This window comes from Nocardia sp. NRRL WC-3656, from assembly GCF_000720265.1.
In the GTDB taxonomy this organism is placed as follows: domain Bacteria; phylum Actinomycetota; class Actinomycetes; order Mycobacteriales; family Mycobacteriaceae; genus Nocardia; species Nocardia nova.
This window is the reverse complement of record NZ_JOJF01000002.1, coordinates 113,021-137,124: the sequence shown is the minus strand read 5'-3', so window position 1 is coordinate 137,124 and position 24,104 is coordinate 113,021. Positions and strand designations below refer to the sequence as shown.

The 24,104-nt window shown below is 69.6% G+C and carries 8 protein-coding genes; 4 read left to right on the top strand and 4 right to left on the bottom strand.

Features of this window, described 5'->3' with window-relative positions; all coding sequences use genetic code 11:
• The first annotated feature begins 343 nt into the window (after window positions 1-343).
• From IG65_RS0103485 to IG65_RS0103475, 3 genes are read left to right on the top strand one after another with little or no spacing between them, the layout of a single operon-like run.
• Window positions 344-1,525, top strand: a complete 1,182-nt coding sequence (locus IG65_RS0103485; RefSeq protein WP_231509037.1) for an ATP-binding cassette domain-containing protein — start codon at window positions 344-346, stop codon at window positions 1,523-1,525.
• A complete protein-coding gene (locus IG65_RS0103480; protein ID WP_030513348.1) occupies window positions 1,522-2,331 on the top strand; it encodes an ABC transporter permease in 810 nt (269 codons plus the stop codon). Before IG65_RS0103485 ends, IG65_RS0103480 begins: the two co-directional genes overlap by 4 nt.
• A gap of 5 nt (window positions 2,332-2,336) precedes the next feature.
• Window positions 2,337-3,194, top strand: a complete 858-nt coding sequence (locus tag IG65_RS0103475) for an ABC transporter permease (protein ID WP_369801464.1) — start codon at window positions 2,337-2,339, stop codon at window positions 3,192-3,194.
• Between the two features lie 30 nt (window positions 3,195-3,224).
• Here the strand turns inward: IG65_RS0103475 and IG65_RS0103470 are convergent, their stop codons facing one another.
• Window positions 3,225-3,599: a MerR family transcriptional regulator gene (locus IG65_RS0103470; protein WP_030513346.1), complete on the bottom strand. Its 375-nt coding sequence runs from the start codon at window positions 3,597-3,599 to the stop codon at window positions 3,225-3,227.
• A gap of 65 nt (window positions 3,600-3,664) precedes the next feature.
• On the opposite strand from IG65_RS0103470, the gene IG65_RS0103465 reads away from it, so the two are divergent.
• A complete protein-coding gene (locus IG65_RS0103465; RefSeq protein ID WP_051755267.1) occupies window positions 3,665-4,579 on the top strand; it encodes a polysaccharide deacetylase family protein in 915 nt (304 codons plus the stop codon).
• Here IG65_RS0103465 and IG65_RS0103460 read toward each other — a convergent pair.
• The 3 genes from IG65_RS0103460 to IG65_RS0103450 all read right to left on the bottom strand — a co-directional run bounded on the left by IG65_RS0103460 (window position 4,530) and on the right by IG65_RS0103450 (window position 24,077).
• Window positions 4,530-5,732 carry an Nramp family divalent metal transporter gene (locus IG65_RS0103460; protein ID WP_228796414.1) on the bottom strand — a complete coding sequence of 401 codons (1,203 nt, stop codon included), beginning with the start codon at window positions 5,730-5,732 and terminating at the stop codon, window positions 4,530-4,532. The two genes, IG65_RS0103465 and IG65_RS0103460, sit on opposite strands and share 50 nt — an antisense overlap.
• Before the next feature lie 158 nt (window positions 5,733-5,890).
• Entirely contained in the window at window positions 5,891-6,919 is a 1,029-nt protein-coding gene (locus IG65_RS0103455; protein ID WP_030513343.1) for an alpha/beta hydrolase family protein, read from the bottom strand.
• Window positions 6,920-7,115: 196 nt separating this feature from the next.
• On the bottom strand, window positions 7,116-24,077 hold the full coding sequence (locus tag IG65_RS0103450; RefSeq protein ID WP_369801455.1) for an amino acid adenylation domain-containing protein: 16,962 nt from the start codon (window positions 24,075-24,077) through the stop codon (window positions 7,116-7,118).
• Between the last annotated feature and the right edge of the window lie 27 nt (window positions 24,078-24,104).

Below are 24,104 nucleotides of genomic sequence, written 5' to 3'. Positions count from 1 at the left end.
GTGCCCTCCGGGCGGGCGACAACAACCGCGAACATCCTACGAACCATCCGGTCCGCGTCCGGACCAGCGACAATGGTGATCGGAGCGGATTGAGCACCGGAAGTGTGACCAACGCCACAGATTACGGGCGCTGCCGCATTTCGACTTCACCACGTTTCAGATCGCGGTAGAACCTACCGCGATGGAAAAATTCGGGACCGCGAGCGGCGTCCCGAGCTCGCGGCACCGACAGCCGCGCAGCCGGACGAAGTAACATCGCGCCCGGTGGAAGGTATCCATCATCCGGGACAAAGATCAGCGTTCCGGACAATCCGGTCGCGGCCCGGCCGATAGTGGAGAGTTGATGCCGAGTTTGGACAACGCAGGATCGCACACACCGCGTGAGGATTCGGGCGCTACCGACGCGGCAGCGTCTCAGGCCGGTACCGACGCGGTAGCGTCCCACGCCGACACCGGCGCGGCAGCGTCCCGGGCGGGTACCGGCGCGGCAGCGTCCCGAGTAGGTACCGGCGCGGCAGCAACGCGGGCCGGTTCCGACGCCGCCGGCGGTGCCGATACCGCGGTGCGCGTATCGGGTGCCGATCCGGCCGTCGTGGTCGACGATGTGCGCAAATCCTTCGGCGAGGTGCAGGCCCTGCAGGGCATCAGCTTCACCGCCGCCCGCGCCTCGGTGCTGGGCATCCTCGGACCCAACGGCGCCGGCAAGACCACCATGGTCAAGATCCTGTCCACCCTGCTGCGACCCGATTCGGGCAGCGCCTCGGTGGCCGGGCACGACGTGGTCGCCGATGCGGCCGGGGTGCGGCGCTCGATCATGATGACCGGGCAATACGCGGCGCTGGACGAGAATCTCTCCGGCCGCGAGAACCTCGAACTGTTCGGCCGGCTGATGGGTCTGCCCAAGAAGGACGCCCGCCGCCGCGCCGACACCCTGCTCGAGGAGTTCGATCTGGTCGGCGCCGGTAAGCGCGCGGTCCGGCACTACTCCGGCGGTATGCGCCGCCGCGTCGACATCGCCTGCGGGCTCGTCGTGCGCCCGGAGGTGGTCTTCCTCGACGAGCCGACCACCGGCCTCGATCCGCGCAGCCGCCAGGGTGTCTGGGATCTGGTCAACGCGCTCAAGGAGCAGGGCATCACGGTGCTGCTGACCACGCAGTATCTGGAAGAGGCCGACGTCCTCAGCGACAACATCATCGTCATCGACAAGGGCACGGTGATCGCCGAGGGGACCGCCGACGAACTCAAGGAGAAGACCGGCGGCAGCTACTGCGAGGTGGTCCCGCTGGATCCGACGCAGCTGCGCAAGGCGGTGACCGCCCTCGGGGAGCTGGTCCCCGAGGCCCTGCGGCACGAATTCGCCGGCGACCGGATCTCCATTCCGGCCCCCGACGGGGCGAGCACCCTCGCCGAGGCGGTACGCCGCCTCGACGCCGCGGGCCTCGAACTGGCCGATATCGCGCTGCGGCGGCCCTCGCTCGACGACGTGTTCCTGTCCATCACCGGTCATTCCGGCGGACATCAATGAGCGCGCCGGTGGCCGCCGAGGCCCGCCTCTTCGCGCAGATGCCCGAGGCGCGGATCTCCAGCTTCGCCCAGTGGCGGGCGCTGACCGGGCGGATCGTGCGCACGATGGCGACCAAGGGTGAACTGGTCGTCGCGGTGATCACGCCGCTGGTGTTCACCCTCGGGTTCTATCTGCCGCTGCGGTATGTGATGCAGTTCCGCGGCATCGACTACGCGCAGTTCGTGATGCCGATCATCGTGCTGCAGACCATGTCGTTCACCATGATGTCGAATGCGCAGATCGCGGCCTTCGAATCGATGACCGGTCTGCACACCCGCATGCAGACCATGCCGATCGGGCCGATGGTTCCGCTGGTCTCCCGCATCTGCGCGGGCCTGGTGCGTTCGGTGACCTCACTGATCGCGGCCTTGATCTTCGGATACATGATCGGTTTCCGGTTCACCGCCGGACTCGGCCAGGCCGTGCTGTTCTGCGCGTTCTCGCTGGCCGTCGGGACCGTGCTGGCGATCGGCGCGGACGCGCTGGGCAGTTTCACCAAGAGTCCGGAGGCGCTGAGTCAGGCGCTGACGCTGCCGACGCTGATTCTCGGCATGCTCTCGTGTGGCTTCGTGCCGGAATCCGGATTCCCGGCGTGGATTCGTCCGTTCGCCCGCAATCAGCCGGTCTCCCAGTTCTCCTTCGCCCTGCGGGATATGGCCGCGGGCGGAGTGAGCTGGCATGTGCTGTGGGTGCCGCTGGTGTGGTTGATCAGTCTGACGGCGGCCTTCGTTCCGCTGGCGGTGTGGGCGAGTGTGAGGCGATCGTGAGCAGTCTGACCATCGATGCCACCGAGGCGTCTCCGGAAACTCTCGGCTGGAAGACGCCGCTGCCGAGGGTCGCGGCTCGATCGGAGCGGTCGGTCGCGACCTGGGCACGGCACAGCCTGATCCAGTGCAAGCGGTTGCTTATGGTGTGGGCGCGCGACCCCGCGACCACCATCCAGACGCTGATCTACCCGGCCCTGACCCTGCTGATGTTCCGGATCGTGCTCGGCGATTCGATCACCGCGGCCACCGGCATGCCCAGCGTCTACGGCACGGTCCCCCTGATCACCCTGGTGGCGGCGATGTCCGGAGCGGTGGTCAGCGCGCTGGGCTTCAAGACCGAGAAGTACACCGGCCTGCTGGGCCGCTTCTGGACGATGCCGATCCACCGGGCCGCGGGACTCACCGGGCGACTGCTCGCCGAGGCGCTGCGCGTCCTGGTGACCACGCTGTTCGTGATCGCGGTCGGCGTCTGCATCGGCTTCCGCTTCTGGAACGGTCCGCTGGCCTCCCTGGCCATGATCGGCATCCCGGTGCTGTTCGGCGTGGGCTTCGCGGTGATGGTCACCGCCCTGGCCACCGTCTCCGAGGGCGTGATGCTGGTCAACATCGTCAGCATCATCAACACCCTGCTGATGTTCTTCAACTCCGGCTTCGTCCCGGTCTTCGCCTACCCCACCTGGCTGCAGAAGGTCGTCGAGAACCAGCCCATGAGCACCGCCATCGACGCGATGCGCGGACTCTGCTGGGACGGCCCCGTCGCCGAACCCCTGTGGAAGACCGTCGCCTGGGTCCTCGGCATGATCGTGGTCTTCGGCTACCCGGCCGTGCGAGGCTACCGCCGCGCCGCAGAGACGGGGGCGTAAGGCCGGCGTGGGGAACTCCGGCGGTTGTCGCTACGACGCCGGGCGGGCGCAGCCGCGTAGTTCGCCGATGTAGGTGGTCATGGCGTCGCGGTTGCGGGTGAGCAGGTCGATGCGCTGGGTCAGGCGGTCGCGCTGATGTTCGAGGGTCGCGATGATTTCCGGTGTGGCGTCGGCGAAATGGATGTCGCGCGGATCGTCCAGGCAGGGCAGGATCTGCTTGATGATCCGCGTGGGCAGGCCCGCGTCCAATAGTCCGCGGATGTGCAGGATCTGATCGACCAGGCGCTCGTCGTAGTCGCGATAGCCGTTGGCGCAGCGGCGCACCCGGATCAGCCCCTGCTCCTCGTAGTAGCGCAGCAGCCGCCGGGAGGTATCGGTCCGCTCCGCCAACTCACCGATTCGCATATGCTCTACCTCACAACGACTTTCGGTTGACCTTCACATCTATGTCAAGGTCCGACGATACCGGCATGAGCACGGACATCACACTGTACGACTACTCCCCGATCACCGAGCGCGAGCCGATCCACTGGCCCGACGGTAAGCGAGTCGCGTTCTACGTCGGCCTCAATATCGAACATTTCTACGTCGACCTGCCGGGTACCGCGACCTACGAGGGCACCACCGCACTGACGCCGGACGCGCTGAATTACGGCTGGCGCGACTACGGCCCGCGGGTGGGCATCTGGCGCCAGATCCAGCTGCTCGACAAATACGGGATTCGCGCCAGCGCGCTGCTGAATTCCGATGTGGGCGAACGGTATCCGCAGATCATCGCGGCCGGGAAGGAACGCGGCTGGGATTGGCTCGCGCACGGCAGCAGCAACAGCCACCTGCACACCGGACTGTCGCTGGAGGAGGAGCGCCGCGTTCTGACCGACATCGTCTCGACCATCGAGAAGACCACCGGCCGCCGTGCGCGGGGCTGGATGGGTCCCGGACTCACCGAAACCTTCCACACGCCCGGGCTCCTGGCCGAACTGGGGCTGGAATACGTCCTCGACTGGACCAACGACGATCAGCCCTATCGGCTGAATGTGCCGGGGATGCTGAGCGTTCCGTATTCGGTGGAACTGAACGACATCGGCATCTTCGTCAGCAAGGGCCTCACCGGACCCGATTTCGTCCGCATGGTCCGCGACCAACTCGACCAGCTCTACGCCGACTCCGCCGACAGCGGCCGGGTGCTGGCGCTGGCCCTGCACCCGTTCGTCACCGGTCAGGCGTTCCGGCACCGCTATCTGGACGAGGCGCTCGAGTACGTGGTGAACCATCCGGGCGTGTGGGTGACCACCAGCGACGAGATCGCCGCACACTATCGACGGACGACGGCCGCTAGCGACCGGCCACGGTCAGATAGATCAGCAGCAGGTTCAGCGCGCTGATCACGGCGGCGATCAGCCACGCGGCCACGGTGGTCGCCCGATGATTGGCGTCCGCGCCCATCAGGCTGCGATCACCGGTGAACCGCACCAGCGGGATCAGCGCGAACGGGATGCCGAAGGACAGCACCACCTGCGAGACGATCAGCGCGCGGGTCGGGTCCACACCGGCGGCGAGGATGAGCAGAGCGGGAATCAAGGTGACCACGCGGCGCAGCAGCAGCGGCACCTTGCGGCGCAGCAGCCCGTCCATGATCATCGCGCCGGCGTAGGCACCCACCGAGGTGGAGGCCAGCCCGGAGGCCAGCAGGGCCACGGCCAGCAGCAGCGCGGCCCAGGGGCCGAGAACCTCCCGGACCGCGGCGTGGGCGGATTCGATCGAGTCGACATCGCGGCCGCCGAGCGTGGCGGCGGCCATCAGCAGCATCGCGAGATTGACCGCGCCGGCGATGATCATGGCCAGGCCGACATCCATCCGGGTCGCGCGCAGCAGGCGACTGCGGCGCGGGCCCGGCTCGGTGCGGCCGTGCCGGTCGCGGGTCAGTCCGGAGTGCAGATAGATGGCGTGCGGCATCACCGTGGCGCCGATCATGGCGGCGGCGAGCAGGACGCTCTGCGCCCCGTCGAAACGCGGCACCAGCCCGCCGGCCACCCCGGAGGGCGAGGGCGGCGAGATCACCACACCGGCCAGGAACCCGATCGCGATCACCGCCAGCAGGCCGATGATCACGCGCTCGAACGGCTGTTGCCCGCGGCGGTTCTGCACGGCCAGCAGGGCCATCGACACCACGCCGGTGATCACGCCGCCGAGCAGCAGCGGCAGGCCGAACAGCAGGTTCAAGGCGATCGCGCCACCGACGACTTCGGCGAGATCGGTTGCCATCGCGGTCAATTCGGCCTGACCCCAATAGGCCAGCCGGACCGGGCGCCCGGCTCGTTCGCGCACGATCTGCGGTAGCGAGCGGCCGGTCACCACCCCCAGTTTCGCCGACAGGTACTGCACCAGCGCGGCCATCACATTCGCCATGACGACCACCCACACCAGCAGATAGCCGTACTGCGCGCCGGCGCTGATATTGGAGGCCACATTCCCGGGATCGACATAGGCGATCGCCGCCACGAAAGCCGGGCCCAGCAGCACCACGAGCGAACGCAGCCGATTCCGGCGCGTGGGCCTGGCCTCGACGGTGATCGCATTCATGAAAAATAGTTTACGGCCAACCGAACTTTTTAGTGAGACAGCCCGCGGAAAATGGCGAATCCGCCCCGATCGCGATGGCGATCGAGGCGGATTCGGTGGTTCGTTCGGGCCGGTCAGATGCCCAGACCGCGGGCCAGCACCGGCCACGAGTCGAGGAAGTCGTCGTGCCAGTAGCCCCACGAGTGGGTGCCGGAGTTACGGAAGTTGTAGGTCGCCGGAATGTTCAGCGAGTCCAGCTTGCCCTGCAGGTTGTGGCTGCAGTAGTTGGTCGCGGCCTCGATGACGCCGCCGATGACGAGCTGGTTGCCCAGACCGTAGGCGCCGGGCAGGGCGTAGGGGCCGTTGAGGGTGTCCCACTGGCCGGGCAGGCCGTTACCCGAGGAGATGTACAGGTTCGCGCCGCGCAGCTGATCGGCGTGCAGCAGCGGGTCGTTGTCCTGCCAGGCCGGGTTGTCGTCGTCGCCGTACATGTTGCGCACGTCGCCGCCGCCCCAGGTGTTGACGGTGAGCTTCACCGCTTCGCGGCCGACGTCGGTGCTGCTTTCCGCGCAGCCGGAGTAGGCGGCCACCGACTTGTACAGACCCGGCTTGGCGATCGCCAGGTTCAGCACCGAGGTGCCCGAAGTCGACAGGCCCGCAATGGCATTGACGCCGTTGGTGCCCAGCGCGCCGTCGATCAGCGGAGGCAGCTCCTCGGTGAAGAAGGTCTTCCACTTGTTGCGGCCCAGGTTCGGGTCGTCCTTCAGCCAGTCGGTGTAGTAGCTCCACTTACCGCCGATGGGCTGCACGACGTTGACGTTCTTGTCGGACAGGAAGCCGTTGACGATGTCGGTCTTCTTCTGCCACGACGCGTCGTCCTCGCCGCCGCCCGCGCCGTTGAGCAGATACAGGGTCGGGCGCGGCACCGACGCGTCGGCGGGGCGCTGCACATCGACCGGGAAGGTGCGGTTCATCGCCGCCGAATGGACGTACAGCCGGATGCTGCGGTCGTCCTTGTAGGTGGCCTTCTCGATACGCGATCCGTCGGGCGACTGCGGGTCGGCCAACAGGGACTTCGAGGCGATGACCGGATCGTCCGCCGAGGCGGACGTTGCGCCGACTCCGGCCACGACGCCTGTGAGGACCCCGGTGGCCGCGAGCACGGCAGCAGCTCTCAGGCCACTACGCCGGAAGTGTCGACGAATCAATGTTCACACCTTCGCTATCTGCTCGAATTCGGTTTCAGCTCTTCCGTGGGGCGCCCGGCGAGGCGCCACCCCGGACGGTCGAGAACTCGCCCGACCCTACGGCCTATCTAGTCGTCTGACCAGACCGGTCCGTTACGTATGCGCCGCCCCATCATGCCGGAGACGACCCGTCCGGGCGAGGACCGCCCCCGCGCGCCAGTACCTGTGCCAGCACCGGACCGAGTTCGGCCAGCGCCGGCGGCGAGGTCATCTGGTCGTGCGAGACGCCGACCGGATGATCGGCGATCTCGCCCTCGACGTAGGGCCGCCAGTTCTGCGCCGCCGTTTCGTGGCCGGCCGCGCTGAAATAGTCCAGGCGGCCACGATATACGTCCGGCCGATGTTCGGCGATCAACTCCGCCGAGCGCACCGCGCTGCGGTAGATGCGACGGACCCGGTCCGGCGTCAGCACGGCCATATCCGGCGGGATGGTGGCGTGCAGTGCGGACACCGCCTCCTCGCTGAGGTCGTGGATGTCGCCGTTGCCGACCAGGGCCTCGGCGCCGATCCCGATCTCCGCCAGCGCTTCTCGGATCGCGGTCCGGAAATCGGCGACGTCGATCTCGGCGTGGCTGTCGAGCATGCTCACCGAGCCGACCTGCTCGCCCGCCGCCTGCAGGGTGGTCGCGACGGCATGGGCCAGCACACCGCCCAGCGACCAGCCGAGCAGGTGGTACGGGCCGTGCGGCTGCACCGCGCGAATCTCGGCGACGTAGCGATCTGCCATCTCCTGCAACGATTCCGGCAGGTAGCCGTCCTCCGACAACGCCGGCGACTGCACACCCAGAATCGGCCGGTCCGCGACGTACCGGGTCAGACCCGCGTAGCACCAGGACAATCCGTACATCGGATGGATGCAGAACAGTGTCTCGCCCTCGCCCTGCGCCCGGATCGGCAGCAGCACACCCAGAGCCGCATCCGATTCCAGGTCGTAGTCGTGCTCGTCGCTCATCGCCGCGACGATGCGCTGCGCGAGTGCGGCGACGGTGGACCCGAGGAAGAACCACTGCACCCGGACCTCGACACCGGTGAGCGCGCGCAAGCGGCTCACCGCACGGGTCGCGACCAGGGAATTGCCGCCCAGATCGAAGAAGTCGTCGTCCAGGCCGACCCGGTCGGCGCCCAGCACCTCGGCGAAGACGCCGGCGATCGCCTCCTCCAGCGATGTCGACGGCGCCCGGTAGGGGCGTCCGGAGAACTGCGGCACCGGTAGCGCCTTGCGATCGAGTTTGCCGCTGGCGTTGAGCGGCAGCGCGTCGAGTACCACCACAGCCGCCGGAATCATGTACGCGGGCAACGATTCCCGTGCGTAGGCCAGCAGCTCTGCTTCGTCGATCGCGCCCGCGTCGGGCACCACGTAGGCGACCAGGCGGTCACCCGACGAGCTGCGCACCAGCGACACCACGGCGTGGCGCACCGGCGCGAAGCCGGCCAGCACCGCCTCGATCTCCCCGAGCTCGATGCGCTGACCACGCAGCTTGATCTGGAAATCGCTGCGGCCCAGGTATTCCAGTGCCGCGCCGGCGCCGGTTTCGCGCCAGCGCACGATATCGCCGGTGCGGTAGAGCCGCTGCCCGCCCTCGTGGGCGACGAACCGTTCGGCGGTCAGCGCCGGTGCGCCGAGATATCCGCGGGCCAGCTGCACACCGGCCACGTAGAGCTCACCGGGCGAGCCCGGCGGCACCGGCCGCAGCTGCCGATCCAGCACGTACACCCGGGTGTTGGCCACCGGTGTGCCGATCGGGACCGCGACGCCGTCGCTGTCGCCGGCGGGCCAGGCCGTGACCACGGTGGCCTCGGCCGGACCGTACCAGTTCACCAGCTCCGCGTCCCCGAGCGTGGCGCGGAATCGCTGCGCGGTCTCCCCCGACAGCGCCTCACCGGCGGCGAAGACCCGTCGCAGCGACGGATAACCGCGCGTCACCGCCGCATTCGCGGCCGGATCCAGGAACGCGTCCAGCATCGAGGGCACGAAGTGCACGGTGCTGACCGAGCGCTGTTCGATCACCTGCGACAGATACGCCGGATCGCGGTGGCCGTCCGGCTCGGCGATCACGATCGCCGCACCGGTCTGCAACGGCCAGAACAACTCCCACGTCGAGATGTCGAAAGTGATCGGCGTCTTGTGCAGGACGACATCGCCGGTGTCGTGCGGATAGGTCCGCTGCGCCCACCGGAACTGGTTGGTCATCTGCCGGTGCGTGATCACCACGCCCTTCGGGCGGCCGGTCGAGCCGGACGTGTGGATGACATAGGCCACCGCATCCGGATGGACGTACGGGAACCGCAGCGCCGCAACCGATTCCGGCTCACCATCCAATCCGGCGATATCGACGACCGGGACTCCGCTGTCGGTGGCGAAGCCGTCGCGGCCCGTGGTCAGCACGCACACCGGGCGGGCGTTGGCCAGCACGAACTCGTTGCGTTCGGCCGGGTGATCCGGGTCGACGGGGACATAACCCGCACCCGTCCGCAGGACCGCGTAGATGCCGACCACCAGGTCGATCGAACGCCGCATGGCCACGGCCACCAGCGAATTCGGTTCCACTCCGCGGCCGAGCAGTTCGGCGGCGAGGGCACGCGACCGCAGATCCAGCTCGCGGTAGCTCAGCGTCACGTCGCCGAAGTGCAGCGCCGGCGCCTGCGGGGTGCGGGCCACCTGCTCGTCGAACAGGCTCAGCAGGGTCGCCTGATCGCGCAGCTGCGGCACATCGGTGGCGTTGCGGGCCTCCAGTGCGGCGCGCTCGCCGTCCAGCAGCGCGTCGACATCGGCGACCCGAGCCTGCGGTGTATCGGTGAAGCGGCCGATGAGCGCCGCGAGCCGCTGCGACAGCGCCTGGGCCGCCGCTTCGTCGAAGACGTCGCGCAGATACTTCAGGCTGATCCGGAGCTGGTTGTCCAGCACCACGATCACCGTCACCGGATAGTGCGTGCCGTTGACCGCGCCGATGCCGGTGACGTGCATACCGTCGATCGAGCCGACCCGGTCGAGTCCGTCGCGATCGACCGGGAAGGATTCGAACACGACCAGCGAATCGAACAGCCCTTCCACTCCGACGGCCTGCTGGATATCGCTCAGGCCCAGGTAGTGGAAGTCCAGCAGCGCCGCCTGTTCGGCCTGCAACTGGCTCAGCAGTCCGGCCAGCGTGTCGGTGGCGCCCAGACGCACCCGCACCGGAATGGCGTTGAGGAACAATCCGACCATCGTCTCCACACCCGGCAGCGCGGGCGGGCGCCCGGATACCGTGGCGCCGAAGACGACGTCGCCGCGATCGATGCTGCGGCCGATGAGCAGACCCCACGCCGCCTGCACCACGGTGTTGACCGTGACACCGAGCCGGGCGGCGAGCCGGGTCAGCTCGGTGGTGTCGGCGACCGACAGCTCGAAGCCGATTTCGCCCACACCCGCGGAGATCTCCCGGCTCGGGTCGACCGGCGCCAGCGGTGTCGGCTCGGTGATCCCGTCCAGCGCCCGCTGCCACTGCGCCCGCGCGGCGGCCGGATCCTGCGCGATCAGCCAGCGCAGATAGTCACCGTAGGATCCGGCCGGCGGCAGTTGCCGCGACCGCGCGCCCACCGCGTACAGCGTGAGCAGATCCTGCATGAGCAGCGGCGTCGACCAGCCGTCGATAAGGATGTGGTGGCTGGTGACGAGCAGCCGGTAGGCGTCGGCGCCGAGCCGGAACAGGGTGAACCGCAGCAGCGGCGCCCGGTCCATCGCGAACCGCCGGCCGTAGTCGAGTTCACACATCCGGACCGCTTCGGCCTCGGCGGCCTCGGGTGCCAGATCGGTGAGATCGATACCGCGCCATGGAACGTCGACGTGATCGAGCACCACCTGCACCGGATTCCCGGCGGCATCGGCGGCGAAGGCGACCCGTAGGTTGTCGTGCCGGTCCAGCACGGCCTGCGCGGCCGCGCGCAGCCGCCGCTCGTCCACGGCACCGCCCAGATCCAGGGTGAACTGGGTGATGTAGACGTCGGTCGAGGTGTCGGCCAGCAGGGCGTGGAACAGCATGCCCGACTGCAGCGGCGTCACCGGCCAGACATCGGCCAGATCCGGGTAGTCCTGCGACAACTTCGCGATATCGGCGGTTTCCAGGCGGACCAGTTCGAAGTCGGACACGGTGAAACCGCCGGCGTCGGCGTGGGTTCCGTGCTCGGCGAGGCCGCCCAGCGCGCGCACCCACAGTCCGGCGAACTCCTTCACCTGGTCGACGGTGAAAACGGCTGCCGCGTAATCGAATCGCGCGAGCAGTCCGTCCTCGGTGGCGTCGACGGTGATGTCGAGCAGCAGGTCGGCCGCGGGCAGGTGCGGATACGGCCGAGCCGGACGCAGATCGCGGTAGCGGAACGCGGTGCGACCCTGCGGCGCCGCGGCCAGCGCGGGCGCGGTGTCGGCGTTGAGATACCGCAGCAGACCGTAGCCGACACCCGAATCGGGCACCCCGCGCCGCAGTTCCTTGATCTGCGCGATCGCGTCGCCCGCGGCGCGGTTACCGAGCAGCGCCTGCTCGACATCGATATCGGTGAGGCCGACCAGCAGCGGATAGGTGGAGGTGAAACCACCGACCGTACCGGCGGATTCGGCGCCGGCGACCGCACGGCCGTCGGCCGCCAGCTGCACCACGGTGCCGATCAGATCACCGGCATCGGCGCGGGCGCCCCGCTCCTGCGCCAGCGCGAACGCGGTGAGCAGCACATCCTCGATGGTGGCGTGATAGGCGTGCGCGACCGCGTCCACGGCGGCCGCGCCCTCGGCGGTGATGACCAGCGAGACCCGGCCGCGCGCCGCCAGATCGATGCCCTCGACCGGAGCGTCGGCGGGCGCGTCGGCGAGATGACGCTGCCACCAGTCGAGCTGCGCCATGGTCTCGGCCGCGACGGCACTCGCCGCGAGCGCGCGACCCACGCCCAGCGGACCGGCATCGACGGCCGCGGGCGCGGAATGTCCGCCCGCCCACGACTCCGACAGTTCGTCGACGACGATGCGCCACGAGGTGTCGTCCACCACCAGACCGTTGGCGGCCACGACCAGAGTCGTTGCGGCGCCCGCGGATTCCCCCGTGTCGGGGGGCGCGATCAGCGCGAAGGCGATGGTGCGCCGGTCGGCCGGATCGAGCTCCTGTGCCAGCGATCGCACCGCCAGGTCGACGGCGTCGGGGCCCGGCGCGAACTGCCGCAGGATCGCCGGGACGGGAGTTTCCGGAATCACCAGGGCGCCGGCCTCGACATCCAGGCGAGCCGACAGGACGGCATGCCGGTCGAGCACCCCGGTCACTGCCGCCCGGATCCGCTCGGGATCGCAGTCGGCCGGAATATCGAGGGCGATCGCCCGGAGTTCGCGGCCGGAGTGGTCGAGTTCCAGCGCGCGAATCGCGGCCGGCGGCAACGGCATCGGCCCGGACTGCTCGGCGGCGGCCGGCGCCTCGACGGTGGCCGCGCGGGCCAGCGCCTCGACCGTGCGCGCGGTGAACACGTCGCGCGGGGTGAAGTGCACACCGCGCGCCCGCGCCCGGGACACGACCTGGATGGAGACGATGCTGTCGCCGCCGAGGGCGAAGAAGTCGTCGTCCACGCCGACGCGATCGACGCCCAGCACCTCACCGATCACCTCGGCGACCACCTGTTCGGTGGCGGTCTGCGGTGCGCGGTAGCGCTTGGCCTCCAGGACCGGTTCCGGCAGGGCCTTGCGATCGAGTTTGCCGACCGGGGTCAGCGGAATCTCGTCCAGGACCACGATCGCGGTCGGAACCATGTACTCCGGCAGCCGCGCGGCGAGTTCGGCGGTCAGCGTCTCGGTATCCAGCGGTAGACCGGCCGCCGAACGCACATAGGAGACGAGAATCGTGGTGCCCGTGGCGGTGCGATGCCCCACGGTGACCGCGAAATCGACACCGGGCTGATCGATCAGCGCACTGTCGATCTCGCCCAGTTCGATGCGCAGACCGCGGATCTTGACCTGGAAGTCGTTGCGGCCCACATATTCCACCACCGGCTCGCCGCGACGCCAGCGCACCACGTCGCCGGTGCGGTAGAGCCGCTGCCCGGGCGGGCCGTACGGATCGGCGACGAACCGGGCGGCGGTGAGGCCGGGCCGGTCGTGGTAGCCGCGGGCCAGCTGGATGCCGCCCAGATACAGTTCGCCCGCGACGCCTTCGGGCACCAGCCGCAGCCGCGAGTCGAGGATCAGCGCCCGCATGCCGCGGATCGGCCCGCCGATGGTCACCACGTCACCGGGCGAGAGCGGATCGCTGATGTTGGTCATGATCGTGGTCTCGGTGGGCCCGTACCCGTTGTGGAACCGGCGGCCCGAACCATCGGGCGCGCCACCCCATTTCGCGACCAGATCGGCCGGCACGGCCTCACCACCGGCGACGATGGCCTGCATCGAGGCCAGCGCATCCGAATCCAGCGAGGCCAGGACCGACGGAGTGAGGAAGGCGTGCGTGACCCGCTGACGGCGGATCACCTCGGCCAGTTCCTCACCGCCGAAGGTACGTGGCGGCACGATCACCAGCGCCCCGCACGCACCGATGGCCAGCAGCAACTCCAGCATCGAGGCGTCGAAGGACGGCGAGGCGAACGCCAGCGCCCGCGAATCGCGATCCAGCCGGTAGCGCTCCCGCTGTTCGGCGCTGAAGTTCGCCAGACCCGCATGGGTGACCACGACGCCCTTGGGCAGACCGGTGGAACCCGAGGTGTAGATGAGGTAGGCGGTGTTGTCCGGGCGCAGCGGGACCAGGCGTTCGGCATCGGAAACCGGTGTGCCGGAGAGAGAATCGACGTCGTACGCGAAGTTGGGGTCGTCGAGCACGATCCAGCCGCCCGCGGTATCCGGCAGGTCCGCGACCTCGGCCCGCACGGTGACTCCGAGGTCCGCGCGGCAGTCGGCGACCATGTGCGCGATGCGGTCGTACGGATACGTCGGGTCGATCGGCACGAACGCCGCACCGGACTTGGCGACCGACCACAGCGCCACCACACCCTCGAGCGAGCGCGGAATGGCCACCGCCACATGCTTGTCCGGCCCGGCGCCCAGTTCGATGAGCCGGCGGGCCAGTTTGGTCGAGGCCAGATCCAGCTGGGCATAGGTGAACGCGCGCCCGCCCACGACCACCGCCGGACCGTCCGGATTCGCCGCGACCGCGGCCGCCATCAGGTCCGGCAGCGTGGCGGGCGCCACCGCGGGCAGTCCGATGCGAGCGGCGAGATCCTCGGTTTCGGATCCGACCAGGATGTCGAGATCGCCGACCGCGATATCGGCGTCGCGCGCGACCGCGGCGAGGATCCGGCCCAGCCGCCGGCCGAAGTCGACGACCGTGTCCCGGTCGAAAAGATCGGTGGCATAGGTGAACTCGCCGAAGATGCCGGCCTCGCCGCCGGATCCGGTGCGCTGTTCGCGCAGCGTCAGCAGCAGGTCGAATTTCGCGGTGTCGGCGGCCGGATCCAGGGCGGTGAAGCTCAGGCCCGGCAGTTCGAAACTGGTTCCGGCCAGATTCTCGAACGACAGCGCCACCTGGAACAGCGGATGCCGGGCGGTGGAGCGCTCCGGGTCCAGCGCCTCGACCAGCCGCTCGAACGGCACGTCGGCGTGGGCGAAGGCGCGCAGATCGGTTTCCCGGTTGTCGGCCAGCAGTTCGGCGAAACTGCGGCCCGGCGTCACCCGGCTGCGCAGTACCAGCGTGTTGACGAACATGCCGATCAGATCGTCGAGTTCGGCCTCACCGCGGCCCGCGATCGGCGCACCGATGGCGATGTCCTCGGTACCCGACATGCGGGCCAGGAAGACCGCCAGGGCGGTGTGCACCACCATGAACACCGTGGAATTGTGCCGCTGCGCCAGTGCGGTGAGGCCGGCGTGCACCTGCGAATCGACGGCGAAATCGACCTTGGCGCCGGCGAAGCTCTGCACCGCGGGCCGCGGCCGGTCCGCGGGCAACCGCAGCTCGTCCGGCAGATCGGCCAGTTCCTGTGTCCAATACGACAATTGGGCGCTGACCAGGGATTCCGGATCGTCCTCGGCGCCCAGTGCGGCGCGCTGCCACAGCGCGTAATCGGCGTACTGGATCGGCAGCGGCGCCCACGAGGGCGCCTGGCCGGCGGCCCGGGCCACGTAGGCGGTCATCAGATCCCGGGTCAGCGGGCCCATCGACCAGCCGTCGGCCGCGATGTGGTGGGCGACGAAGACGAGGACGAACTCGCTCGCCGAGAGCTGGAACAACCGGATCCGGAACGGGATCTCGGTGGTCACGTCGAATCCGCTGGCGACCTGACGCCCCACCTCGTGGGCCACCCGCTCCTCACCGATCTGCACCGGCTCCAGATCGATGCTCACCGCGCCCGGTGCCAGCACCTGCTGCACCGCGCCGCCGGACTCGGATTCCGGATAGATGGTCCGCAGCACCTCGTGCCGGGCCACCAGATCCGCGACGGCCTGCCGCAGCGCGGCCACATCCAGCGCACCGGACAGCCGGATGGCGACCGGGATGTTGTACACCGTTGCGGCGGTGTCGAATTGGTTGAGGAACCACATCCGCTGCTGGGCGTAGGACAGCGGAACGGCGTCCGGACGCGGGCCGGCGACCAGCGGCAGCCGCGGCCGTTCGGTTCCGGTGCGCTCCACCCGGGCGGCCAGTGCGCCCACGGTCGCCGCCTCGAACAGCGCGCGCACCGGCACGCGCACCTCGAGCGCGGCGCCGATCCGCGCGGCCACCTGAGTGGCCAGCAGCGAGTTACCGCCGAGGGCGAAGAAGTCGTCGTCCAGGCCGACCCGGTCGATACCCAGCACCTCGGCGAAGGTGCCGGCCACGATCTCCTCCACCGGAGTCGAGGGCGCACGGAAGGCGGTGGTCTCGAATTCCGGCTCCGGCAGGGCCTTGCGGTCGAGTTTGCCGTTCACGGTGAGCGGCAGCGCGTCGAGGACCACGAAGGCCGCGGGCACCATGTAGTTCGGCAGCGCCGAGGCGAGTGCCGACTTCACCTGTGCCACATCGAGTTCCCGGTCCGCGGAGACCAGATACGCGACAAGCCGATCGCCGGTGCGCGGGTCGGACTTCGCCACCACGACCGCCTGGGCGAGCTGCGGCAGACGCAGCAGCGCCGCCTCGATCTCCCCCAGTTCGATGCGGAAACCGCGCACCTTGACCTGGAAGTCGGTGCGGCCGCGGTACTCCAGCTCACCGTTCGCCGTCCAGGCCACCAGGTCGCCGGTGCGGTACATGCGCGAACCGCTGCCGAACGGGTCGGCCACGAAGCGATCCGCGGTCAGATCCGCCCGCCCGAAATAGCCGCGCGCCAGCTGCGCACCGGCCAGATAGAGCTCACCGGAGACGCCCACCGGCACCGGGTGCAGGCGCGAATCCAGCACGTAGACACTGCTGTTCCACTCGGGTGCGCCGATCGGCACCGACAGTTCGTCGGCCGCGCCGACGCGGTGCGCGGTGATCGAGACCGCGGCCTCGGTCGGACCGTACAGGTTGTAGAGCTCGACCTCGGGATGGGCGGCGGCGAACCGCTGCGCCAGCGCCGCGGGCAGCGCCTCACCGATGGCGAGGACTCGCCGCAGCGGGCTCGTCGGCTCGGGTGCGGTATTCGTCCGGGCCTCGGTGAGCAGGGCGTCCAGCATCGACGGCACCACATGCAGCGTGGTGACGCCGGTGCGCCGGATCAGATCGTTCAGGTAGGCCGGATCGCGATGTCCGTCGGGTGCGGCGATCACCAGCCGTCCGCCCGATACCGCCGCGGACCAGAACTCCCAGACCGACAGGTCGAAGGTCGCGGCGGTCTTCAGCAGTACCGCGTCGTCGACGCCGAGATCGAATTCGGCCGTCTTCCACACCAATTGGTTGACGATCGCGCCGTGCGGCACCGCGACGCCCTTGGGGCGGCCGGTCGAACCGGAGGTGAAGATCACGTAGGCCGTGTGCTGCGGCAGCAGCGGTGCGATCCGGTCGGCGTCGGTGACCGGCCGCGCCGGCAGGCCCGACAGATCCAGCTCGTCGAGGCGCACCACGTCCTCGCGCGCCGCGGACCGGCCGGAATCGGCCAGCGCGGGCATGGACTGCGAGCGACCGCGCCAATCCCGGGTCGCCGCGGCGGCTGCCGAGGGTGCGGTACGTCCGGGCAGGTTCGGAATATCCGAGGTGGTCAGCACGCACACCGGGTCGGCGGAATCGAAGATGTAGCCGACGCGTTCGGCGGGCTGATCCGGATCGAGCGGCACGTACGCGCCACCGGCCACCGAGACGGCGTACATCGCGACCACCAGATCGACGCCGCGCCGCAGGGCCAGCGCGACCCGAGATTCGGGGCCGACGCCGAGCGAGATCAGATGCCGGGCGAGGCGGTTGACGCGCTCGCCGAGTTCGCCGTAGGTGAGCTCGGCGGGCGTACCGCCGAACTGCTCGTCGGCATCGGCCGTCAGAGATACCGCGTGCGGCCGTGCGGCGATCGTCGCCGCCAGCAGTTCGGGCAGCGTCGCGGCAGCGACCGGATGCGACGCGCCGGTCGCGGCGCGTTCCAGCGCGGCCCGCTCGGCCGAGGTCAGGATGTCGAGATCGCCGACCGCAGTGGCGGCCTCGGCGACCACACCGGCCAGCAGCAGCGACAGCCGCTCGACGATCGATTCGGCGGTCGCGGCGTCGAACAGATCCGTGGCGTAGGTGAGGAAACCACCGATGCCGTCCGGATTTCCGTCCGCGTCGTACGCGTCGGCCACGATCAGATGCAGGTCGAACTGCGAGACGTCCAGATCGGCGTCCACACCGGCGACACTCAATCCGGGCAGTTCCAGTTCGGTGCGCGCCAGGTTCTGGAACGACAGGCCCACCTGGAACAGCGGGTGGTGCGCGGTGGAACGCGGCGGGTTCAGCACCTCGACCAGCCGCTCGAACGGAATGTCGGCGTGGGCGAAGGCCTGCAGATCGGTTTCGCGCTGGCGGGCCAGCAGCTCGGTGAACGGCTCGCCGCGCTCGACACGGGTCCGGAAGACGACGGTGTTGACGAACATGCCGATCAGATCGTCGAGTTCGGCCTCACCGCGACCGGCGACCGGGCTGCCGACGGCGATGTCGTCGCCGCCCGACAGCCGGGCCAGCAGCAGCGCGAACGCCGAATGCACGACCATGAACAGCGTGGCGCCGTGGGCGCGGGCCAGGTCGACCAGGCCCGCGTGCACCTCGGGCGCGATCGACACGTCCACGCGCGCACCGGCCAGCGTCGCCACCGGCGGACGCGGGCGATCGGTGGGCAGCTCCAGCACGTCCGGCAGACCGGCCAGCTCGCGCTGCCAGTACGAAATCTGCTGGGCGGCAATGGAATCCGACTGCGACTCCGAGCCCAGGACGGCACGCTGCCACAGCGCGTAATCGGCGTACTGCACGCGCAGCGGCGCCCAGTCCGGCGCGGCGCCGCAGGTGCGGGCGGCGTAGGCGGTCATCACGTCGCGCACCAGCGGGCCCATCGAGGACGCGTCGGCGGCGATGTGGTGCACCACCACGGCGAGCACGTATTCGCGTCGCGAACCGGGGGCGAGGTCGGAGATCTCCAGTAGCCGCACCCGCAGCGGAACCTCGGAGGTGACATCGAAAGGCGTTGCGGCCAGGGCATATACCGCATCGGCGACCGCGGCGGCGGCGGTGCGTTCCGGCCGCAGGCCCAGCCGGGTGTCGGCCGGCAGGATCACCTGCACGGGACCATCGGGAGTCTCCGGGTAGACCGTGCGCAACACCTCGTGCCGCGCGACCACGTCGTCGAGGGCCGCGCCCAGCGCCTCCACATCCAGGCTGCCGGTCAGCCGCAGCGCGAAGGGCAGGTTGTAGGCCGCCGAACCGGAAGGCGCCGCCTCCTCGGCGGTTTCGGCCTGGTCGAAGCGGTTGAGGAACCACATGCGCTGCTGCGCGAGCGAGAGCGGCAGCTGTTCCGGACGCTCGATCGAGCCCAGTTCCACGCCGCGCCGGATGTGGGTCTGGGAATCGAGGGTGGCGGCCAGTCCGGCCACCGTGGGCGTCTCGAACAGCGACCGCACCGGCACGCGGCCGCCGACCGCCGCACCGAGCCGGGCCACCACCTGCGTGGCGATCAGCGAATTGCCGCCGAGGGCGAAGAAGTCGTCGTCGGCGCCGACCCGGTCCAGGCCGAGCACGGAGCCGAAGACCTCGGCGACGATCTCCTCCACCGGAGTACTCGGCGCCCGGAATTCGCGGCTGCTGAAGGTGGGTTCGGGCAGCGCCTTGCGGTCGAGTTTGCCGCTCGGATTGAGCGGGAAGGCGTCGAGAACCACGACGACCGCCGGAACCATATAGGCCGGAAGCGAATCCTTGACGCCGTTGCGCAGGCGCTCGGGATCGAGGGTGGTGCGCGGCTGGGCGACGACATAGGCGACCAGCTGATCGCCCAGTGCCGAGCCCATCACCAGCGCGACCGCCTGGCTCACGCCCGGCAGCGCCAGCAACGCGGTCTCGATCTCGCCCAGCTCGATGCGCTGGCCGCGGAACTTCACCTGGAAGTCGGTGCGGCCGATGTAGTCGAGCCGGGCGGGCCGGGTCTCGTCGGCGTCGCGCCACAGCACCAGATCGCCGGTGCGGTACATCCGCTCGCCGTGGCCGAACGGGTTGGCCACGAACCGGTCCGCGGTCAGGTCGGGGCGGCGCACATAGCCGCGGGCCAGCTGGTCACCCGCGAGATACAGCTCACCGGGCACGCCCACCGGCACCGGACGCAGGCGGCCGTCGAGCACGTAGACGCGAGTGTTCCACTGCGGCAGGCCGATCGGCACGGTCGGCCGGTCGTCCTCACCGACCGGCCAATACGTGACCGACACCGCGGCCTCGGTGGGCCCGTACAGGTTGTGGATGCGCGCATCGCACACCGCGTGCACGGCATCGGCGGTCTCCGGCGGCAGCGCCTCGCCGATCACGAAGATGTCCTGCAGGCTCGGGCAGCTGCCCGCCGCGATGTGCGCGGCGAAGACGGTGAGCATCGACGGGACGAAGTCGGTGACCGTAACCCCGTGCGCGGCAATGGTTTCCGCCACGTACAGCGGATCGCGATGGCCGTCGTGGGTGGCCACGACCAGTTCCGCGCCCGCCCGCAGCGGCATGAAATAGCCCCACAGCGAGACGTCGAAGGTGGTCGCCGTCTTCTGCAGATAGACGTCGCCGCTGCCCAGCGGGTAGGCGGCCAGCATCCACTCGATCTGGTTGTTGATTGCGGCATGCGAGACCGCGACGCCCTTGGGCCGGCCGGTGGAGCCGGAGGTGAAGATGACGTAGGCCGGATGGTCCGGCCGCACCGGCGCGAGCAGTTCGCCGGGCCGGATCGGGCTCGGATCGAAACCGCCGAGATCCATGGTGTCCAGCCGCAGCACCGGAATACGCGCGGGCACCGCGACGGTATCGGCGACGGTGGTCACGACGCAGACCGGCTGGGCGGTATCGAGGATGTGCGCGATGCGGTCCGCCGGATGATCGGGATCCAGCGGCACATACGCACCACCGGCCGCCACGATCGCGTACATGCCGACCACCAGATCCAGCGATCGGCGGATCGCCAGGCCGACCAGGGCATCCGGGCCGACACCGCGCGAAATCAGCAGGCGCGCCAGCTGATTGACCTGCGCGTCGAATTCGGCGTAGGTCAGCTGCGCACCCTCGTAGGTGACCGCCACCGCGTCCGGATTGCGCAGCGCCGTGCGCCGGTAGCCGTCGAGCAGCAGCTCCGGTTCGACCCGGTGGGCGGTGTCGTTCCAGTCCTGCAGGATGCGCAGGCGCTCGGCCGGATCGAGCAGCTCGATATCGCCCACGGCAGCCGCCGGATCGGCGACGATGCCCTCCAGCACCCGCACCAGCCGGTCGGCGTAGGTGGCGACGGTCGGCTCGTCGAACAGATCCAGCGCGTAGGTGAACATGGCCGATACGCCGGCCGGGGCACCCGCGTCCGTTCGCGGTACGGCGGTGAGCTGCAGATCGAATTTCGCCACCGCGCCGTCGAATTCGACCGTTTCGGCGACCAGTCCGGGCAGCCGCAGCTGCGGCTTCTGCATGTTCTGGAAGAACAGCGCGGCCTGGAACAGCGGATGATGCGCCTGCGACCGCACCGGGTCGAGCACCTCGACCAGGCGCTCGAACGGCAGCTCGGCGTGCGAGAAGGCGCCCAGATCGGTGCCCTTCACCGCCGCCAGCAGTTGCTCGACCGTCGTCGCGGCGTCGATGCGGGTGCGCAGCACCAGGGTGTTGACGAACATGCCGACCAGAGCGTCGAGTTCGGCCTCACCGCGCCCGGCCACCGGGGTGCCGATGGTGATGTCGTCGGTGCCGCTGGAGCGGGCCAGCAGGATCGCGAACGCCGCATGCACCACCATGAACAGCGAGGTGCCGGTGCGCTGGGCGAGTCCCTCGAGCCGGGCGTGCAGCTCGGGCGCGATGTCGAAGGTGTATTCCGCGCCGCGCCCCGAGGCGATCTGCGGGCGCGGGCGATCCGCGGGCAGATCCAGCCGGTCCGGGATGCCGGCCAGAGCGGTGCGCCAGTAGTCGATCTGCTGGGCCGCAAGGGAGTCGGGATCGTGTTCGTCGCCGAGCAGCGCCCGCTGCCACAGCGCGTAGTCGGCGTACTGCACCGGCAACGGCTGCCAGCTCGGCCGGGCGCGGTTGCGCCGGGCGAGGAAGGCGGCCAGCAGATCGCGCATGAACGGCGCCACCGAGGCGCCGTCGGCGGCGATGTGGTGGACCACGACCGCCACGACGTGATCGTCGGGCGCCAGTTCGGCCACCGCGATGCGCAGCGGCACCTCGGCGGCGACATCGAATCCGGCGAGCAGATATCCGGCCAGCCACTGCGGCAGTTCGTCCTCGGTCACCGGCTTCGGCGCCAGATCCGGAACCGATTGCGACGCGGGCAGAATCACCTGGTGTCCGGCGCCGTCCGCGGACGGGTAGACGGTGCGCAGGGTTTCGTGGCGCTCGACGACGTCGGCAACGGCCGCCTGCAGCGCCTCCACGTTCAGCGCGCCGGTGAGCCGGATCGCGAACGGAATGTTGTTGGCCGCCGATTCCGGATCGAATTGGTTGAGGAACCACATCCGCTGCTGGGCCAGCGAGAGCGGAATGCGTTCCGGACGCGGCATCGGCGCCAGCGCCAGGCGCCCACCCGCACCCTTCAGCGGTTCCAGCCGCTGTGCCAATTCGGCGACCGTGGCCGCCTCGAACAGCAGCCGGGCCGGTACCCGCGCCGAGATCTGGGCGCCGAGGCGGCCCGCGACCTGAGTGGCGATCAGCGAGTTTCCGCCCAGTTCGAAGAAGTCGTCGTCGGCGCCGACCGGCCCCGGCGGGTCGAGCAGATCGGTGAAGACGGCCGCCACCATCTCCTCGAGCGCACCCGAGGGCGCGCGGAATTCGCGGGCGGCCAGGACGGGTTCCGGCAGCGCCGCGCGGTCCAGTTTGCCGACCGGGGTCAGCGGAATCGCGTCCAGGACCATGATCGTCGTCGGCACCATGTGGGCCGGAAGACTCTGTCCCGCATGCTCGCTCAGCTCGTCGGTGTCGACCTTCGCACCGTCGGCGGCGTGCACGTACGAGACGAGAATCGTGGCGCCGCTGTGCAGGGTGTGGCCGACGGTGACGGCGAAGTCGACCGAATCGTGGGCGGCCAGTACCGCGTCGATCTCGCCGAGCTCGATCCGGAAGCCACGGATTTTGACCTGGAAGTCGTTGCGGCCCAGATACTCCAGTTCACCGGCGGCCGTCCAGCGCACCAGGTCACCGGTGCGGTACAGCCGCGAACCGTTGGCGTCGAAGGGGTTGGCGACGAAGCGCGCCGCGGTCAGGCCGGGGCGCAGGTGGTAGCCGCGCGCCAATTGCGCACCGGTGATGTACAACTCGCCGACCGCGCCGCGCGGCACCCGCGCCAGCTGTTCGTCGAGCACGTATTCGGTGATGTTGCGCACCGGCGCGCCGATGGTGACCGTCTCCCCCGGCACCAGCGGCGCGCTGATGTTGGTCATGATCGTGGTCTCGGTCGGGCCGTACCCGTTGTAGAACTCGCGGGTGCCGCCCTCGATCGCGATCGCCCAGCGCCGCACCAGTTCCGGCGGGCAGGCCTCACCACCGGCGACCACGACGCGCAGGTCGTCCAGTCCGGCCGGATCCACCGAGGCCAGGGCGGCGGGCGTGACGAAGGCGTGGGTGACGCGTTCGCGCCGTAGCAGATTCGCCAGCTCGTCGCCGCCGAGTACCGACGGCGAGGCCACCACCATGGCGGCCGCACCGCCGATGGCCAGCAGCAGTTCCAGCACCGAGGCGTCGAACGAGGGCGATGCGAAATGCAGGGTGCGCGAGTCGTTTCCGACCCGGTACCGCTCGCGCTGTTCGTCACAGAAACTCGACAGCCCGGCCTGGGTGACCACGACACCCTTAGGCTTGCCGGTCGAGCCGGACGTGTAGATCACGTAGGCCGGATGTTCGGCCCGCAACGGCCGCAACCGATCGGCATAGGTGACCGGATCGCCGGAGAACTCCTCGAGCCGCGCGGCGAAATCAGCGGTGTCGACGGTCAGCCACTCCACCGAATCGGGCAGGTCCTCCCGTACCGGCGACACCGTGAGACCCAGTTTCGCACCGGAGTCGGAGACCATGTGCGCGACGCGATCGGCCGGATAGTTCGGATCCACCGGCACGAATCCGGCGCCGGTCTTGGCGACCGCCCACACCGCGACCACCGATTCCACCGACCGGGGAATACCGACGGCGACCAGATCCTCCGGGCCGATGCCGCGGGCGATGAGCAGCCGGGCCAGCCGGGTCGAACGCTCGTCGAGCTCGGCGTAGCTGAGTTCGGCCAGCGTGGTGGTGGCATCGGCGAACACCAGGGCCGTACCGGTCGGATCCGCCTCGACCGCGGTGGCCATGAGCTGGGGCAGGGTGGTGACGCGTGGCCGGCGAGTGCGTGTCGGCCGGACCCGAGCGGGGCGCGTCATGCCGTCACTTCCAGCGCGTACTGTCCGCTGACCACCCGTACCACCTATCTCATCCTGCCTGTCGTCGCCGCATGCGCCTGCACGCAGGCCACCCTTGTCCATCGATTCCGGCCGCGGCGGGCGTTACTT

Excerpts from the sequence above, each read along its gene's own strand:
- IG65_RS0103485 (WP_231509037.1), top strand. The coding sequence starts at position 344 with ATGCCGAGTTTGGACAACGCAGGATCGCACACACCGCGTGAGGATTCG.
- IG65_RS0103480 (WP_030513348.1), top strand. The coding sequence starts at position 1,522 with ATGAGCGCGCCGGTGGCCGCCGAGGCCCGCCTCTTCGCGCAGATGCCC.
- IG65_RS0103470 (WP_030513346.1), bottom strand. The coding sequence starts at position 3,599 with ATGCGAATCGGTGAGTTGGCGGAGCGGACCGATACCTCCCGGCGGCTG.
- IG65_RS0103465 (WP_051755267.1), top strand. The coding sequence starts at position 3,665 with ATGAGCACGGACATCACACTGTACGACTACTCCCCGATCACCGAGCGC.
- IG65_RS0103450 (WP_369801455.1), bottom strand. The coding sequence starts at position 24,077 with ATGGACAAGGGTGGCCTGCGTGCAGGCGCATGCGGCGACGACAGGCAG.